This window comes from Pseudomonas sp. S3_B08 (assembly GCF_054667725.1).
Genome location: NZ_CP162750.1, coordinates 5,836,387 through 5,853,707, shown reverse-complemented (window position 1 = coordinate 5,853,707; position 17,321 = coordinate 5,836,387). Strand labels below are relative to the sequence as shown.

The window sequence follows — 17,321 nt, the reverse complement described above, 5'->3', positions numbered from 1 at the left end:
CGAACAAAAACGCCAGACCAAGTAACAGCAATATAAGCTCTCGCAACTTATCAACTTATTGATTAATTGCCATGGAGAGCCAACCTCGTGAACAACCTGACCACCGACAAACTCATTCGTTACAGCAAAGTCATCTTGATGGCTTATATAAGTTTCTTTGGCCTGCTGGTGATGATCCATAACTTCACTGACTATGAGTCCAACTACACTTACGTTGCACATATCCTGAGCATGGACACCACCAACGCCAGCGAAAACATCATGTACCGCGCGATCGATTCGCCGATGATCCATCACCGGATCTACTGGTTCATCATCACTATGGAAGTCACCTATACCGTGCTTTGCCTGATCGGTACTTACCAGTTGTATCGCTACATCGATGCATCGCCAGCGGCATTCCATGAAGCCAAGAAGTTTTCAATCATGGGCATATTGGTCGCCATCTTCATCTACTACGTATGCCTGCAAACGGTCGGCGTCGAGTGGTTCGACATGGACACTTCGCAATCCTGGAATGCCAAGGACTGGGCAAGGCATATTGTCGACTTCATCTTCCCGGTAATGATCTACATCACTTTAAAAGTTGAGCGCTGAGTATCAGCGCTCGTTTCATCAAGCCAACTTCCCTTGACCCGCAGACAACAGTACTTTCGGTTTACGAAACACCAGCACGTTGCCCAACATCACCAACACCAGCCCGACCAGCGCCGGTGCGGTCCATTGATAACCTTCGGCAAACGCCGACACGTTCAACGCCACCACCGGGAACAGCACCGTGCAGTAAGCCGCCCGCTCCGGGCCCATGCGCCCGACCAGCGTCAGGTACGCGGTGAAGCCGATCACCGAGCCGGGAATCACTAGATACAACAGCGCACCGACATATCGCGGCGACCAGTCCATGGTGAAGGGTATGCCGTTGAACAGACACCACACCGTCAGCATCGCCGCGCCGTAGGCCATGCCCCAGGCGTTGGTGGTCAGCGGTCTGAGGCCGGCCTTCTGTTGCAGGCTCGAAAGCATATTCCCCGCTGAAAAACACAAGGTGCCACACAACGCCAGACCCAGCCCCAGCAGGGTTTGCGGACTGGCCTGATGCCCGGCCAGTTCCGGCCAGAACAACAGCCCCAGACCGAACAGCCCCAGCGCACCGCCCATCAACACATTGCGGGCAATGCGCTGGCCGAAGAACACCCGCGCATTCAGCGCGTTCCACAACGTTGCCGTAGAAAACACCACCGCCACCAGACCACTGGGTATCCACTGGCTGGCCGTCAGAAAGCACATGAAGTTCACGCAGAACAGACAGAGCCCTTGGGCCACGCAGATCAAATGGCCTCGGCGGTTCATCGGTTGCAGGCGCCGGCTGAGCAGCAACAACGCAAACAACACGAACGCGGCGAGGCCGAAGCGATAGACAATCGACACCGGGATTTCAACCACGCCCAATTGCCATTTCAAGGCAATCCAGGTGGTGCCCCAGATCAGCACGGTCAGCAGGTACAACGACAGGTTCATGGCCAACACTCCTTAAACAGGCCTTGAGTGTCTGCCTCGGGCAGCCTTCGACGCTTGCACAATCTTGCGCTTTTGTCTGGCGGCAGGCTGGCAGGGCGGCGTCTACGGAGTAGGATGCAAGGCGTTGGAGAGAACAGAACATGGCTGCTATCGATACCCTGCAAGTCTTTCAAGCCCTCAACCGCTCGCCGAATGCACGCCTTGTGCACAGCGCCGAGCTCGGTGACGGCATGTCTGCGGCTTTGTGGACCAACCACCACGATGCCCAGGAATACGAAGCGCCAAGTCATCACACACTTTCGTGCTACGTCGCCGGCGGCACCGGCACATTCCGTCGTGGCCAGCCGAGCCGCAAGGGCGGGCCGGACAAGCTGTGCATCCTGCCAGCTGATCACGAATCGGGCTGGGTGATCAATGGCGACATCCGCTTGGCGCACCTGTATTTCAGCGCCGAACAATTCGCCCTCGGTTGCGTGACTTTGCTCGATCGCGAACCGCGCGAGATGCAATTACGCGAACAGACTTTTCTTGAAGATCCGCAGCAGGCGCAGCGCTTTCGGCAGTTGCTGAACCTGAACTGGCAAGAGCCGGCCGAGCGCTTGCTGACCAGCAGCCTCGCCCATGAATTGATCAGCCACACGCTGCTCAGCCAGGTCGGCGCGCGACAGGGCTTGCGCTCGAAGGGCGGACTGGCGCCACATCAGCGCCGACAACTGGTGGAGTTCATCGACAACCAGTTGGCTGAGCCGATCAGCCTCGGGCAACTGGCCGGGCTGTGTGCGCTGTCGGAATATCACTTTGCGCGGATGTTTCGCCTGAGCTTCGGCCTGCCGCCGCATCAATATGTGCTGGCGCGGCGCTTGAGCCGGGCGCGGGAATTGTTGCGCGGGACGACGTTGCCCTTGGGCGAGATTGCGCTGGCGTGCGGGTTTGCCAGTGCGAGTCATTTTACTAATCGGTTCAAGCAGGTTTTGGGTGGGACGCCGGGCGAGTATCGGCAGGCGTTTTTGCGTTGAGCCCTTTTCCCCTCACCCCAGCCCTCTCCCAGAGGGAGAGGGGGCCGACCGAGTTGTCTTGCACTGTACGTCGACCTGAAACACCGAATCGATTATGGATTCAAAGCAACACATTCAAGTCGGTGTACCTCTGGAATATCCCACGGTCAGCCCCCTCTCCCAGAGGGAGAGGGGGCTGACCGAGTTGTCTTGCACTGTACGTCGACCTGAAACACCGAATCGATTATGGATTCAAAGCAACACGTTCAAGTCGGTGTACCTCTGGAATATCCCACGGTCAGCGCCCTCTCCCAGAGGGAGAGGGGGCCGACCGAGTTGTCTTGCACTGTACGTCGACCTGAAACACCGAATCGATTATGGATTCAAAGCAACACGTTCAAGTCGGTGTACCTCTGGAATATCCCACGGTCAGTCCCCTCTCCCTCCGGGAGAGGGCTAGGGTGAGGGGCTTTTGATCTTGCCTCAAAACTCCAGCGTGCTGGAAAGCGAAACCTGCCGCGAATCCCCCATCGACACAAAGAAGCGGCTCGCCGAAGAGGTGTAATAAGTGCGGTCGAACAGGTTCTTCACGTTCAACTGAAACTTGACCTTCTGCCCCTCAACCGTGGTGTCGTAAGTGGCAAACGCATCCGCCACGGTATAGCTCGGCAGGTCAAAATCATTCACCGCGTTGCCGGCACGCTCGCCGACATATCGCGCCCCCGCCCCGACACGCAGTTGGTCGCCGCCAAACACATTGCCGAAGTCATACACCGCCGACAGCGAGCCGGAATTCTTCGCTACGTTTTGCAGGCGTTTGCCTTTGTATTCCGGGTCTTCGGTGACTTCGGCATCGGTGTAGGCATAGCTGCCGATGAGGTTCCAGTGCTCGCTGAGTTGCCCGCTCAGGTCGACTTCCAACCCGCGTGAACGCACCTCGCCCGCCGCACTGTAAATCGTTGTCGGACCTTCGGAGTTGGCCACCAGCACGTTGCGTTTCTTGATGTCGAACAGCGCGATATTGCCGGTGATGCTGCCCGGCATATCCAGCCGCGCACCCAGCTCCCACGACTTGGCTTCTTCCGGCGCGATGCTGCCGTCGAGCACGGTGCTGCTGCCGCTCAGCGGGGCGATGGTCGAGTTGGGTTTGAAGGATTCGGTGTAGCTGCCGTAGAACGACAGCGCGTCGGTGTAGCGATACACAAGACCGGCGCGCGGTACCCACTTCTGGCCATTACTGTCGGTGTTGGCCTTGAACGGCACGCCTTTGCCGGCGTACTGGTCGTACTCCTGAAAACGTCCACCAGCGACCAGAATCCACTGCTCGTTGAGGTGAATCGAATCCTGCAGGAACAGCGAATCGCTACGCAGCTTATCGGTCTGCGCGCTGTCGGGCGCACTCACCGTAGTGCCCATCACTTCGCGACCATAGACCGGATTGAGATAGCTGAAGGTGCTCAGGCTTTTCTGCCGGATCAGATCTTCGCGGTAGATCTTGCGGTACTCGTCATCGACGCCGAACACCAGATCATGCTGCATGCCCAGTACATTCACCTTGCCTTCGAGGCTGGCGGTGGTGAAACGATCGGTGCTGATCGCATTCTGGGTGCCGTCCATGCTGCGGGTCAGTGTGCCTTTGTTGGTGTCGATCGCAGTCACGCGCACTTGGCTGGCATCGTAGGTTTCGCGGTTCCAGCTGTAGCCGAAGTGGGCTTTCCAGTCGTCGTTGAGTTCGTGGTCGGCTTCGAAATGGTACAGATCCGAGCGCCCTTCCATGTCGTTGAACGGCTCATCGAGACGCTGCTTGCGCGAGATATCCAGCGGATGGTTGGTGCGCGGATCGATCAGCGTGCCACGGTCGAAGGGGGTGAGAAACTCGCGGTGCTCGTAGGCGAACAACAGCTTGGTGCGCTCGCCGTACCAGGCCAGCGACGGTGCGATCAGCGTCTCGCGGTGGGTGCCGAAGTTGCGCCAGTAATCTTCGTCTTCGTGATCGACGACCATGCGATAGGCGAAGCCGGAATCGCCCAGCGCACCGGTGCTGTCAAATGCGCCACCGCTGCCGTTCTTGCCGTCACCGTAGCTCGAACCGCGCACGGTCACGGCATTGTACTGGGTCAGTTCCGGCTTCTTGCTGACCAGGTTGACCACGCCACCCGGATCCTGAATCCCGTAGAGCAACGAGGCCGGGCCTTTGAGCACTTCGACGCGATCCACGGTCGCGTTCATGCCACGGCCCTGCACCAGCGGCATGCCGTCGCGCATGATCGAGCCGTTGCGGTTGTCGCCGAAGCCGCGAGTCATCACCGAGTCCTGCGTACTGCCCAAGGTGTTGCCCTGGGTGATGCCGCTGACATTGGCCAGCGCGTCATCGAGATTGCGCGGCGCCTGATCGCGAATGACCTGCGCCGGGATGACATTGACCGTCTGTGGAATTTCTTGCAGCGACGCCGATGAACGCATCACCGAACTGGTTTCCGGCGGCTGATAGCTCATCGATTCGTCGCGCGTGGACGTGATGGTGGTGGCGCCGAGATTAAGCGCGCCTGCGGTCGGCAACGGCTCCAGCGCCAGGGTATGACTGTCGGTGCGGCGAAAGCTCAGGCCGGAATTGCCGAGCAGACGTTGCAGGGCCTGTTCGGCGCTCATCTGGCCGTTGACTGCCGGAGCATTGAGGCCGTACGGCGCTTCATCGGTGTAGACCACGCTTTGCCCGGTCACGCGGCTGAAGTCGCTCAGGGCTTGCGGCAACGGTTTCGCGGCGAGGGCAAAATTGAATTGCTGTTGCGCCTGATTGCTCACCGCTTCTGCCGCCAGCGCGATACTCATCGGCAGCAATGCCAACGCGGAAAAACTCAACGCCGACATGCCCAACCACTGTTTGACCGAACCGGATTTTGCCCTGGACTTCATTGCTCAATGACCTGTGTAGAACCGCAACGGATGCGAATGGCTCGCAGTTTCAGTCACTACACGGATGGGGCTCGGGGTTACCTCACCTTTAATTTGAAAATATTTTGCGGGGGATTTGTTGCCTGGGCTGACGCCTTCGCGAGCAGGCTCGCTCCCACCTTTGGAATGCGTACCCTGTGGGAGCGAGCCTGCTCGCGAAGAGGCCGGCAGCCTCAGCGCAAAATAATCAGCTGCCCCAACACCCGATGCTGCTCAAATCCCAGTACCCCTTGCAGCGAATTGAGCACCGCCTGCGGATCCTTGCTCGGGAAACTGCCGCTGACCTTGCGCGCCGCCAGATCATCGTTGAGCAGCACAATCCGCCCCGGGTAATAGCGGCGCAGATCCTCGACGACATCGGCCAGCGTGGTCTTGTAGTAGGTCAGCCAACCCTGACGCCAGGCCAGTTGCGCTTCACTGTCCACGGGATGCAGTTTTTCCGCAGTGCCGTCGGCGTAGGCAACTTGCTGGCCGGCCGTGAGAATCTGCTGTTGGCCATGCTCATCGGCCGTCACCGCGACACGCCCGGACAATACCGTCACTTGCGCGCCATGGAGTTGCCGGCGCACTTCGAACTGGGTGCCCAGCACCCGCGCCTCGCCCTGCTCCGCCGCCACCACAAACGGATCGCCAGTGTGAGTGACGCTGAAGTAAGCAGCACCTCTGATCAATTTCACGCGGCGCTGGCCATGACTGAAATCCACAGCAATCGCACTGTCGGCATCCAGTGTCACTTGCGACTGATCGGCCAGAGTCACCGTGCGGATTTCCCAGGTGCCGAGACATGATCGGCGCGCAGATCGTCGAGCCAGCGCTGCGCCTGCCACCCTGTGCCAAGGCTGACCATCAACAGCAGACACGCGGCCAGCGCCAGCGCTCCAGACCAACGCAACATCGGCGAACGACGCGGGGCGTGCATCGCCTGCAGATAACCTTGCAGCGCAAGCGTATCTTCCTCGGCCAGCGTGCGCGCGGGGCTTTCGCTAAGTTCCCAGATCACCTGCGCCTGCGCGTACGCTTCGGCATGGGCCGGATCGGCGCGCAGCCATTGGCTGAAGGTCAGTTGATCGCCAGTGCTCGGGCGGTCGTGCAACAGGCTCAGCCAGGCCAGCGCGGCCTGCTCCTGGGCCGGCGTCGGTGTGATCGGATCGGATGGCTTCACGGTGCTTTCCCTGGCAGGCGTGGCGCGGGGTCGCGCAGGCTGGCCTTGCAGGCCTCGAGGGCGCGCATCATATGTTTTTCCACGGCACTTTGGGACAGGCCCATGGCCTTGGCGATCTCGGCGTACTTGCGCCCGTGAATGCGATTGAGCAGAAAGATCTGCCGGGTACGCTCGGGCAAGGCGCGCAACGCGGCTTCGACATGGCGCAGATCGTTGCCGGCTTCGAGGGCGGCCTGGGGTTCGCTGCCATGGCTGTCGGGTTCGTCCGGCTGCCAGCCTTCGTTGACCCGCGTGCGCGTGCCTTCGCTGCGCAAATGATCGATGGCGATGTTGCCGGCGCAGCGCAGCAGATAAGTGCTGAGCTCTTCGACCTGGACCAGCGGCCGACGCCAGAAGCGCAAAAACAGATCCTGGACCAGATCCGCCGCCGTCGCCCGACAACCGACGCGCCGGTTCACCAGCGCTTCCATTTGCGCACGCTGTGACAGAAACACCTGAAGAAAATGCGCACGCGCGCCACGCGCTTCATCGTCACGCGATTCCGGCGGCAGACCGATCAGCACTTCAGCACTGCGCCCATGCGGCGACCGGGCTCGCCAGCAGGCTCAACCCGGCCAGTGCCATGGCCAGACGCGGGCGATACGGCAGCAACAGCACCAGTGCCAAAGCACTGAGCATCAGCACCGCGAACCAGTCGACCAGACCGAAACTCCAGCCACCGGCCGCCACCGCCGCCCACAGTGAAAGCGCCAGCAACAACCATCCCGCCAACGCCAGACCCTGACGGCGGCGCGTCGACGGTTTGGCGCCGAGCAACTCGGCATGATGGCGTGGCATCGACAGGCACAACGCGGTGAAGCCGGCATAGGTGAGCAACAGGGCCAGCAGCATCAGTTGGCCCCCTGTTCAACTGTGTTCGAGCGAGGCGAAGAACTTGCTTTGCGAACGCTGACGCGGTCGCCCGTACGCTGCATCTTGCGCGCAGCCCAGCCGAGGAAAAGCCCCGTCGCCAGACAAGTCAGATCAAATCCGGCCAGTGCCCAGTCGCGCTGCATCAGGGTCGCGCCAAGATTCCACGGTGTGGTCAGCGCATTGATCAGCGGCACCGCGATAAACAGCGCAGCGCCGAGCGTCAGCTGTTCGATACACGCCTTGCGCCCCGGACGCAATACCGCGTGCAACAGGCTAAGCCCCCAGGCAATAAAAAACGCATTCACTTCCCAATCGGCCCGCCCCGCCAGACTCACCGGCAACAGTCGATTGGCCAGAAAGAACACCGCCACCGCCGATACCAGGCCGGCCATGCTGGCGATATTCAGCACCTCGACCAGGCGCAATTCGAACGGCAGCGCCGCGCTTTTCATGTGCTTGAGCTGCCGCTTGCCGAGCCAGATCACCAGCCCGGTGCCAATCATCGCCGTGCCGGCCAGTCCGCAAATGAAATACAGCCAGCGCAACAGCGGCCCGGCGAAATGGCCCATGTGCAAACCGTAGAACGCGCCACCCACCGCCATCGCCATGGGTTGATCGGGGGTACTGCTCAGAAGCTGCCCGGTGACGCCATTGAAGGTCACCGCCCGACCGAAATCATGCACCACCCGATCGCCCGCGCGGGACAGCACCACCGTGGCGCTGGCATCGCCCGGGTTGCTCACCGACAGGCGCGCGGTATGGCCGCCCGACCACTGCTCGCTGGCCTTGGCCAGTAGCGGCGCCATGGCGGTCAGCGGCGCGGCGATATCGGCGCGCTCGGGGGTCTTCGAGGCGGGAAAGACTTCGTCGTAGAACTTGCGCACGTCGCTGCCGTAAGAGGCGACGATGCTCGCCGGCATGACCATCGACATAAAAATCACCAGGCTGCTGTAGGTGATCATCAAGTGAAACGGCAGCACCAGCACGCCCACGGCGTTATGCCCGTCGAGCCAGGAACGCTGGCCCTTGCGCGGGCGGAAGGTGAAGAAGTCCTTGAAGATTTTCTTGTGGGTGATGATGCCGCTGATCAACGCGACGAACATCACCATCGCAGCGAGAGTCGCCAGCCAGCGCCCCCACGGATAAGGCATCTGCAACTGGAAGTGGAAACGGTAAAAGAACTCGCCGCCCATGCTTTCGCGGCCCTGTACTTCGGCCCCGGTCTGAGCGTCGAGGGTTCGGGATTCGAAGCGGCCGCGCTCGCCGGGTTTGCCCGGCGCCTGCTGCCAGCGCACGGTCAGACCCGGGTCGCGGGCATCGGGCAAATCGATCAGCCAGCGCGAGGCACCGGCGGCGTGTTGTTGCAGATAATCTTGCGCCAGCGCCAGGCTCGCTTCGCTGTCGAGCGAATGCGCAGCGATTTCCGGCTGCATCCAGTGGCTGATTTCATCTTTGAAATAAGCGAGCGTGCCGGTGAGGAAAATCGCGAACAGCAACCAGCCGAACACCAGCCCGGCCCAGGTGTGAAGCCAGGCCATCGACTGACGCAAACCCTCTTTCATGCCAGCCCCAGTCCGCGTGCGGCGCCGGAAACGGTGGCGAGAATCACGCTCGGCACCAGCAGGCCGACCCACGCCGACCACGCGCTGCGGCAGGCAAAGCACCAGAGCACCGCGACCAGATAGACCAGAAAGGACACGGTCATGCCGGTGACCACGGCTTCGGCGCGGTTCAGCGGCAGCCACAACGTCAGGGTGACGCTGGCCAGCGCCGCGACCAGATAGCCGCCGAAAATCGCCGCCAATACCCGCGAAGTGACGGCCAGACGATAGGACATGGGAAGGGTGGCGAGTTTGCCTTTCATGTTTCGACCCTGAAACGAAAAACGTTCGGCCGACAAGCCGAATCTACAGGCGAGCAATATTAATGATAAATATTCTCATACGCAAAAGCATCTGATTGCCGGACACTGTCGCCAGCCTCTACAATGCGAACCGTTCTTGTTCTCTAATGCACGTTCTCTACGCAAGTTTTGCGTCCGGAGTCATTTGGTTGCCGCCCGCCCATCCCGTCGAATCGCTCTACAACGCCCACCACAGTTGGCTCACCGGCTGGCTGCGGCGCAAGCTCGGCTGCCCGGACAGTGCGGCGGATCTGGCCCAGGACACGTTCATCAAAGTGCTGACCGCCCGCGAACCACCGGTGATCATCGAACCGCGCGCCTTTCTCACTACGCTGGCCAAGCGCGTACTGTTCAACCATTACCGGCGCCAGGATGTGGAACGCGCCTACATCGAGACACTGGCGCAGATGCCTGAAATGGTCGCGCCTTCGGAAGAGCACAAAGCGATCATCCTGCAGACGTTGATCGAACTCGATGAGTTGCTCGACGGTTTGCCGCGCCAGGTCAAACGCGCCTTTCTGCTCGCGCAGGTCGATGGTCTGACTTATCCACAGATCGCCGCAGAACTGGGCATCTCGGTGGCCACGGTCAAACGCCATTTGAACAAAGCGGCCATGCGCTGCTATTTCGCCCTGTGAATCGCACGCCGGATTTCTCCGCGCAAGTCGCCGAACAGGCGGTGCACTGGTTGCTGGAAATGCAGCAGGGCACGCTGACCCCGCGCCAGCAGCAGGCCTGGCAACAATGGCTGGATGCACACAGCGAACACCGCCGAGCGTGGGAACACATGCAACGGGTCAACCAGCGCTTGCGCGGCGTGTCGTCGCCATTGGCCCACGCCGCGTTGAACGGACCGAAGTCCGGCAGCCGCCGTCAGGCGCTGAAAATGTTGCTGATTCTCGGTGCCGGCTCAGCGGCGACCTGGGGCATGCGCGAGCACACGCCACTGCCGTCGCTGCTCGCCGATTACCGCACGCCGATGGGCCAGCGGCGCAAGATCGGCCTGGGCGGTGCCGATTCGTTGCAGCTCAATACCGCCAGCTCGGTTGATGTTGATGGTGCGCAGCGGTTGATTCGTCTGCTCGAGGGCGAAATGCTGTTGAGCGCTGCAAATCCGTTCGAAATACGTACGGCACACGGTGTGCTGAAAACCCAAAGTGCGCGCCTCAATGTGCGGCAGTTTGTTGATCGCACGCAGATCGCCCTGTTCGAAGGACGAGTCGAACTCATCGCCAACCAGCGCGCGCCCCTGCTGCTGCCGATCGCGCGGCAGTTGAGTTTTACTGCCAGCTCGGTCAGCGAGGCTAAACCGCTGGACGCCAACAGCGGTGCATGGACCGACGGCATGCTGGTCGCCGCCCATATGCGCCTCGGCGATTTCCTCGAAGAGCTTGGCCGCTACCGGCGCGGGCAGCTGCGGTGCGACAGTCAGGTTGCCGATCTGCTGATTTCCGGGACGTATCCACTGGATGACAGCGAGCGGATTCTCGACCTGTTGCAGATCAGTCTGCCGGTCAGAGTGAAGCGCTTTACCCGTTATTGGGTGAGCGTCGAAGCGCGGGTTTAGAAAGCAAGATCAAAAGATCGCAGCCTTCGGCAGCTCCTACATTTGGAATGCATTTTTTCTGTAGGAGCTGCCGAAGGCTGCGATCTTTTGATTCTGAAAAAATAAATGAGCCGTTTTTCAGATCTGGCGTGACAGAGAAGGAAAGCCCCCTTGATTCCACCTTCTCAGGATCATCCACATGCAGCCCACCCGCCTTACGCCACTGGCCCGCAGCCTGCGCAATCTTCTGCTCGGCGCCAGCCTGAGTTTCACCGCCCTGCCCGCTGCGCTGGGCGCCGAGACCAAGGTTTATCACATCGCCCCGGCGTCGCTGGAAACCGCGCTGAACCAGTTTGGCCGTGAAGCAGGCGTGCTGATTTCCTTCGGTTCGCAAGTCACCAGCGGCGTACAAAGCGGGGGTCTGGAAGGCAATTACACCGCGCAACAAGGCCTCGATGCCTTGCTCGAAGGCACCGGCCTGCAAGCCCGCGCCGAGGGTGACAACGCCTTCAGCCTGCAACCGCTGGCTGACGCGGCGCTGGAGCTGGGCACCTCGACCGTAGTCGGCGACTGGCTCGGCGATGCGGCGCAGATCAATGTCTTCGAACACCCCGGGGCGCGTGATGTGATCCGCCGCGAAGAGTTCGAACGCCAAGGCGCGACCCAGGCCCGCGACGTACTCAACCGCATCCCCGGTGTGAACGCGCCGGAGAACAACGGCACCGGCAGCCACGACATGGCGCTGAATTTCGGCATTCGCGGTTTGAATCCACGCCTGGCCGCACGCTCGACAGTATTGATGGATGGCATCCCGGTGCCGTTCGCGCCGTATGGTCAGCCGCAGCTTTCGTTCGCGCCGATCAGCATGGGCAACATGGATGCCGTGGACGTGGTGCGTGGCGGCGGCGCGGTGCGTTACGGCCCGCAGAACGTCGGCGGCGTGGTCAACTTCGTGACCCGGGCGATTCCCAACGAGCCAACGGTCAAGGGAGGTTTGCAGACTGAAACCAGCCCATCGTCGAGCCACGACGGTTTCAAGACCAGCGCCAATCTGCTGGCCGGCGGCACCAACGCCAACGGCCTCGGTGGTGCGCTGTTGTACTCCGGCACCCGTGGCGGTGACTGGCGTGAACACAGCGATACCGAGATCGACGACCTGATCCTCAAGGGCAAGTACCAGCTCGACGACGCCAACAGCTTCAACGCCATGGCCCAGTATTACGAGGGCAAGGCCGACATGCCCGGCGGTCTCAATGTCGCCGATTACGATGCCGATCCGTATCAGTCGACGCGACCGAAAGACCAGTTCTGGGGGCGCCGCACGATGTTCAACTTCGGCTATCGCTATCAGCAAGATCGCCGAGAATTCACCGCCAACACCTTCTTCACCAAAACCCTGCGCAGCGGTTATCTGGATCAGGGCACGTTTCTTTCGCTGTCGCCTCGCGAGTATTGGGTGCGTGGTCTGGAAACCCGTTTCGCCCAAGGCTTCGACCTGGGTCCGAGCAGCCACGAAGTCGGCGTCGGCTACCGCTACATCAATGAGGCCGGCCACGAACTGCGCTATCGCACGCCGATCAGCGCCAACGAATACCCGACCACCAGCAGCCGCAACGACCGTGACACTCGCGGTGGCACCGAGGCCAATGCGTTCTTCGTCGATGACCGCATCGACATCGGCAAATGGACCATCACCCCGGGCGTGCGCTACGAGATGATCGAGTCGCAACAGACCAACAACCTGACCAACGTCAAATACAAGGGCGACTACAACACCGCGCTGCCGGCGCTGAACGTGCTTTATCACCTCACCGACAGCTGGAACCTGTATGCCAATACCGAAGGCTCGTTCGGCAGCGTGCAATACAGCCAGATGCCCAACCGGGTCAGCAGCGGCGAAGTGAAGCCGGAAAAAGCCCGCACCTGGGAACTCGGCACGCGCTATGACAACGGTGCCCTGCGCGCGGAAATCGGCGCATTCCTGATCAACTTCGACAACCAGTACGAAAGCAACCAGACCAACGACTCGGTGATCGCTCGCGGCGAAACCCGCCATCAGGGCATCGAGACCAGCGTCAATTACGCGCTCGATGACTTGAGTCCGGCGCTGGCCGGTTTCGATGTCTACGCCAGTTATGCCTATGTCGATGCGACCATTCGCGAAGACGGGCCAAACAAAGGCAATCGCGTGCCTTTTTCCTCCAAGCACAAAGGCACGATTGGCGTCGGTTATACCGAAGGGCCATGGAAGCTGAATCTGGACAGCAGCTTCCAGAGCGACCAGTTTGCCGACAACGCCAACACCTCGAAGGAAAGTGCCGATGGCAGCACCGGCAAGATCCCCGGTTACATGCTGTTCAGCAGCCGCGCCGGGTATGACTTCGGACCGCAACTGTCGGATTTGAATGTGGCGGTGGGCGTGAAGAACATCTTCAACACGCAGTACTTCACACGCTCGTTCGATGACAACAACAAGGGCAAGTACGTGGGAGAGTCGCGGACGGTTTATGTGCAGACGTCGGTGGCGTTCTGACCCCACCCCATCGAAGATCAAAAGCCCCTCACCCTAACCCTCTCCCAAAGGGAGAGGGGACTGACCGAGGTGTATTTACGATTTACGCTCGCCTGCAATATCGAGCCGAACGCTGGACTTGAAAACAACCGGGATCGGCCCCCTCTCCCAGAGGGTGAGGGACTGACCGAGGTGTATTTACGATTTACGCTCGCCTGCAATATCGAGCCGAACGCTGGACCTGAAAACAACCGGGATCGGCTCCCTCTCCCAGAGGGTGAGGGACTGACCGAGGTGTATTTACGATTTACGCTCGCCTGCAATATCGAGCCGAACGCTGGACTTGAAAACAACCGGGATCGGCCCCCTCTCCCAGAGGGTGAGGGACTGACCGAGGTGTATTTACGCTTACGCTCGCCTGCAATATCGAGCCGAACGCTGGACTTGAAAACAACCGGAATCGGCCCCTTCCCCCAGAGGGTGAGGGACTGACCGAGGTGTATTTACGATTTACGCTCGCCTGCAATATCGAGCCGAACGCTGGACCTGAAAACAACCGGAATCGGCTCCCTCTCCCTCGGGAGAGGGCTGGGGTGAGGGGCTACGGTCTTAAACCCTGCGAGCAATCACCAACACCACAAACAAAAAACGGGCCTGCATCAGCAGGCCCGTTCTCCTTTGGTTACTTGTGAAATCAGCGCATCAACTGTTGATCGCTGCCTGTTCGTTCTCGTCAAATTCTTCCGCCAAGAGCTTGTCGTTGGCTTTGCCGGTAAATGGCACTACAGCGGCGCGTGGTTTACCTCGCAGTTTGCCGAACAGATGATCCAGTTTGTGCTCGAGTTTCTCGGCAGCACCGTCGATCGCCTGTTCCAGCGAATCGGCTTTATGGGTCACGGAAATCGGTTGGTGGCCTTTTGGCCGCGCTTCCAGTTGGCAGCGCAAGTCATGGGGACCTGGTTTCTCGCCGTTCTCGTCGCTCAGGTGGACTTCGACACGGGTCAGGTCTTCTTCATAACGGTCGAGCGTGCTCTCAATAGTTGTACGTACCCACTCCTCCAGTCGCTTACTGCTTTGAATATGGTTATCGCTGTTGACTTGGATTTGCATAGTTCATCCCTTATTTCAGCTAGCTCGCTGGAGGCCTTGAGTTGAATTTCCTGACCTCCTGGTTACAACAATCGGCCCGAGCGACGAACATTTCAACCCCTGAAAAAAGAAAAATATTCATTCGCAAAAAAAGCCGGACAACCGAGCTGGGCGCTGTTAATGTCGGGAGTTGGGTCGACCCGCACCGCAGAAAAATCTGCTCACATCTGTTGCTCATTCAGCGGGTGCAGACTGCGAAAAATCCCCGCCTCCTCCACCAGCCAGTCATGCACAGCGCGCACGCCCGGATGGCTCAACGCCCCCGGCGCATATAGCAGCACGTAGCGTTTATGGTTGGGCACCGACAAGCCGAACGGCACGATCAAAGTGCCGCGCTCCAGCTCATCGTTGAGCAACGTGCGCCGGGCAATCGCCACGCCCATACCAGCAATCGCCGCTTCGATGGTCAAGTGATTGCGATTGAACGTGTGGCCGCGCCGCACATCGGCGCCTTCGAAGCCGATCGCGTTCAAGTAAAACTCCCATTCCGCGTATTCGTAACTGCCACGCCAGGCGGTGATGTCGTGCAGCAACGGGAAATGCACCAGATCCGCCGGCCCGTGCAACGGCGGTCGCCCGCGCAGCAGGCTCGGCGCGCACACCGGAAATATCTGCTCGTCGAGCAAGGCTGTGGATAACAATCCGGGGTAGCTGCCATCGTTGAGGTCGATCGCCAGATCGAAATCGCCTTCGTGCAACGGCACGCTGCTGTCCTCGGCCACCAGGCGCAACTGGATATCCGGAAAGCGTTGCTGCAAGCGCGGCAGGCGCGGAGTCAGCCACTTGCCAAGAAACGACGGGATCGAACGCAACCGCAGAGTCCCGCTGATCATCCCGGCGTCCAGCCGGCGCAATTCCGCATCAATGCTGCCATAGGCTTCGTTGACGGTAATCGCCAGCCGCTGCCCCTGTGCACTCAACTCAACGCCCCGCGCGCGCCGATGAAACAGGCGAAAGCCCAGGCGTTCTTCCAATTGGCGGATCTGCTGGCTGACCGCGCCCGGGGTGATGTGCAGTTCTTCGGCACAACGGGTGAACGACAGGTGCCGCGCGGCACAGGCAAATACCTGCAGCCAGACGTAGGTCTGGGCATGCAATTGACGACTCATTGTTTAGTCCTGCTAAAGGCTGTCTTAGGAGGTTTCGTTGGTCACCTCGAACCGAGGCAGGCAGTATCGCCGACATTGCGCTTGTCCGACAAAAAATGGCAGCGATTCCTACTCCATTGCTTGTAAGGGTTTAGCATGGCTATCAGTGTTTTCGATCTATTCAAAGTGGGCATCGGCCCGTCCAGTTCCCATACCGTCGGTCCGATGCGTGCAGCGGCGACGTTTGCCCAGGCCCTGATCGACCAACATCTGCTCTATGACGTGCGACGGGTGGAACTTCGTCTGTACGGCTCACTGTCTGCGACCGGCGTTGGCCATGCCACCGATCGCGCGACGGTCATGGGCCTGATGGGCGAGTGGCCGGACAGCATCGATCCTTCGACCATCGATCCACGCATTCAGCAACTGCGCGAAACCGGGCAATTGTCCCTCGCCGGTCAACGCTCGATTGCGTTTGACTGGCAGAGCGATCTGCTGCTGCTCGACGAGAGCTTGCCCTACCACCCCAACGCCATGTCGCTGAGCGCATTTGGCGAAAGCGCCGAGCTGCTCACGCAAACCTATTACTCGGTGGGCGGCGGTTTCATCGTCGAAGCGGCTGAAGCCGAGTCTGGCGTGGCGCCAGCCAGCGACGTGGTGTTGCCCTACGATTTTTCCAGCGCCGCCGAACTGCTCGCTTTGTGCAAAAAGCACAATCTGCGCGTGTCCGAACTGATGATGGCCAACGAACGCGCCTGGCGCAGCGATGCCGAGATTCGCCAAGGCCTGCTGCACATCTGGTCAGTGATGCGCGAGTGCGTCGAACAAGGTTTGCGCCACGAAGGCATCCTGCCCGGCGGTCTGAAAGTACCGCGCCGCGCGGCGAAACTGCATCGCAGCCTGCTGGAAATCGGCAAACCGAATGTGATCAGTTCGACCCTGTCGGCAATGGAATGGGTCAACCTGTTCGCCCTTGCCGTCAACGAAGAAAACGCGGCCGGTGGGCGCATGGTCACCGCGCCGACCAATGGCGCCGCCGGCATCATTCCGGCCGTTCTGCACTACTACATGAAATTCAATCCGGACGCGTCTGACGATGACGTCGTCGCGTTCTTTCTCGGTGCAGCCGCCGTGGGCATTTTGTGCAAGAAAAACGCCTCCATCTCCGGTGCCGAGGTCGGCTGTCAGGGCGAAGTCGGTTCAGCTTGCGCAATGGCCGCCGCCGGCCTCGCCGACGTCCTCGGCGCGACACCGGAGCAACTGGAGAACGCTGCCGAAATCGGCCTGGAACACAACCTCGGCCTGACCTGCGATCCGGTCGGTGGCCTGGTGCAAGTGCCGTGCATCGAGCGCAATGCCATCGCGGCGGTGAAGGCGATCAACGCCACGCAAATGGCCCTGCGCGGCGACGGCAATCACTTCATTTCCCTCGACCGGGTGATCCGCACCATGCGCGACACCGGCGCCGACATGCACGACAAGTACAAGGAAACCTCGCGGGGCGGGCTGGCGGTGAACTGGGTGGAGTGCTGATCGGCCTGACTGCACTGTCAGCGATCATCCGCTCATTCCTGCCCTGAAAAC

The 17,321-nt window shown here is 60.4% G+C and carries 14 protein-coding genes and 1 pseudogene; 6 read left to right on the top strand and 9 right to left on the bottom strand.

Features of this window, described 5'->3' with window-relative positions; translation table 11 throughout:
* Positions 1 to 87: 87 nt before the first annotated feature.
* The gene (locus AB4N73_RS26295) at positions 88 to 597 is read left to right on the top strand and encodes a DUF2165 family protein (protein ID WP_460142745.1); all 510 of its coding nucleotides are present in this window, start codon (positions 88 to 90) and stop codon (positions 595 to 597) included.
* Positions 598 to 615: 18 nt separating this feature from the next.
* Here AB4N73_RS26295 and AB4N73_RS26290 read toward each other — a convergent pair whose 3' ends face one another.
* Entirely contained in the window at positions 616 to 1,518 is a 903-nt protein-coding gene (locus AB4N73_RS26290) for a DMT family transporter (protein WP_460059956.1), read from the bottom strand.
* Between the two features lie 140 nt (positions 1,519 to 1,658).
* Here AB4N73_RS26290 and AB4N73_RS26285 point away from each other — a divergent pair, with 140 nt between their 5' ends.
* On the top strand, positions 1,659 to 2,534 hold the full coding sequence (locus tag AB4N73_RS26285) for a helix-turn-helix domain-containing protein (protein ID WP_460142744.1): 876 nt from the start codon (positions 1,659 to 1,661) through the stop codon (positions 2,532 to 2,534).
* Between the two features lie 462 nt (positions 2,535 to 2,996).
* Here AB4N73_RS26285 and AB4N73_RS26280 read toward each other — a convergent pair whose 3' ends face one another.
* The 6 genes and pseudogenes from AB4N73_RS26280 to AB4N73_RS26255 all read right to left on the bottom strand — a co-directional run bounded on the left by AB4N73_RS26280 (position 2,997) and on the right by AB4N73_RS26255 (position 9,403).
* Positions 2,997 to 5,426 (bottom strand): TonB-dependent siderophore receptor, encoded by a 2,430-nt coding sequence (locus tag AB4N73_RS26280; RefSeq protein WP_460142743.1) that lies wholly within the window; start codon positions 5,424 to 5,426, stop codon positions 2,997 to 2,999.
* 212 nt (positions 5,427 to 5,638) lie between these two features.
* Positions 5,639 to 6,627: pseudogene (locus AB4N73_RS26275) on the bottom strand (FecR family protein).
* Positions 6,624 to 7,190 (bottom strand): RNA polymerase sigma factor, encoded by a 567-nt coding sequence (locus tag AB4N73_RS26270; protein WP_016771621.1) that lies wholly within the window; start codon positions 7,188 to 7,190, stop codon positions 6,624 to 6,626. The pseudogene AB4N73_RS26275 and the gene AB4N73_RS26270 overlap by 4 nt, the downstream one beginning before the upstream one ends.
* Position 7,191: 1 nt before the next feature.
* Complete coding sequence (locus tag AB4N73_RS26265; RefSeq protein WP_125927138.1) at positions 7,192 to 7,518, bottom strand: DUF3325 domain-containing protein; 327 nt, start codon at positions 7,516 to 7,518, stop codon at positions 7,192 to 7,194.
* Positions 7,518 to 9,101 carry a PepSY-associated TM helix domain-containing protein gene (locus AB4N73_RS26260; RefSeq protein ID WP_460142742.1) on the bottom strand — a complete coding sequence of 528 codons (1,584 nt, stop codon included), beginning with the start codon at positions 9,099 to 9,101 and terminating at the stop codon, positions 7,518 to 7,520. Before AB4N73_RS26260 ends, AB4N73_RS26265 begins: the two co-directional genes overlap by 1 nt.
* Positions 9,098 to 9,403, bottom strand: coding sequence for a DUF3649 domain-containing protein (locus tag AB4N73_RS26255; RefSeq protein ID WP_041479671.1), 306 nt, complete (start codon positions 9,401 to 9,403; stop codon positions 9,098 to 9,100). Before AB4N73_RS26255 ends, AB4N73_RS26260 begins: the two co-directional genes overlap by 4 nt.
* A 146-nt stretch (positions 9,404 to 9,549) precedes the next feature.
* On the opposite strand from AB4N73_RS26255, the gene AB4N73_RS26250 reads away from it, so the two are divergent.
* From AB4N73_RS26250 to fecA, 3 genes are all read left to right on the top strand, one after another.
* Entirely contained in the window at positions 9,550 to 10,080 is a 531-nt protein-coding gene (locus tag AB4N73_RS26250) for a sigma-70 family RNA polymerase sigma factor (RefSeq protein WP_460142741.1), read from the top strand.
* Entirely contained in the window at positions 10,077 to 11,009 is a 933-nt protein-coding gene (locus AB4N73_RS26245; RefSeq protein ID WP_460142740.1) for a DUF4880 domain-containing protein, read from the top strand. The genes AB4N73_RS26250 and AB4N73_RS26245 overlap by 4 nt, the downstream gene beginning before the upstream one ends.
* 178 nt (positions 11,010 to 11,187) lie before the next feature.
* Positions 11,188 to 13,521: a TonB-dependent Fe(3+) dicitrate receptor FecA gene (gene fecA, locus AB4N73_RS26240; protein WP_460142739.1), complete on the top strand. Its 2,334-nt coding sequence runs from the start codon at positions 11,188 to 11,190 to the stop codon at positions 13,519 to 13,521.
* Positions 13,522 to 14,202: 681 nt separating this feature from the next.
* Here the strand turns inward: fecA and AB4N73_RS26235 are convergent.
* Both AB4N73_RS26235 and AB4N73_RS26230 read right to left on the bottom strand, forming a co-directional pair.
* On the bottom strand, positions 14,203 to 14,610 hold the full coding sequence (locus AB4N73_RS26235) for an HPF/RaiA family ribosome-associated protein (RefSeq protein WP_016771629.1): 408 nt from the start codon (positions 14,608 to 14,610) through the stop codon (positions 14,203 to 14,205).
* A gap of 200 nt (positions 14,611 to 14,810) precedes the next feature.
* Positions 14,811 to 15,758 (bottom strand): LysR substrate-binding domain-containing protein, encoded by a 948-nt coding sequence (locus AB4N73_RS26230; RefSeq protein WP_016771630.1) that lies wholly within the window; start codon positions 15,756 to 15,758, stop codon positions 14,811 to 14,813.
* A gap of 135 nt (positions 15,759 to 15,893) precedes the next feature.
* Between AB4N73_RS26230 and AB4N73_RS26225 the strand changes: the two genes are divergently transcribed.
* Positions 15,894 to 17,270: an L-serine ammonia-lyase gene (locus AB4N73_RS26225; RefSeq protein WP_460142738.1), complete on the top strand. Its 1,377-nt coding sequence runs from the start codon at positions 15,894 to 15,896 to the stop codon at positions 17,268 to 17,270.
* Positions 17,271 to 17,321: the final 51 nt, after the last annotated feature.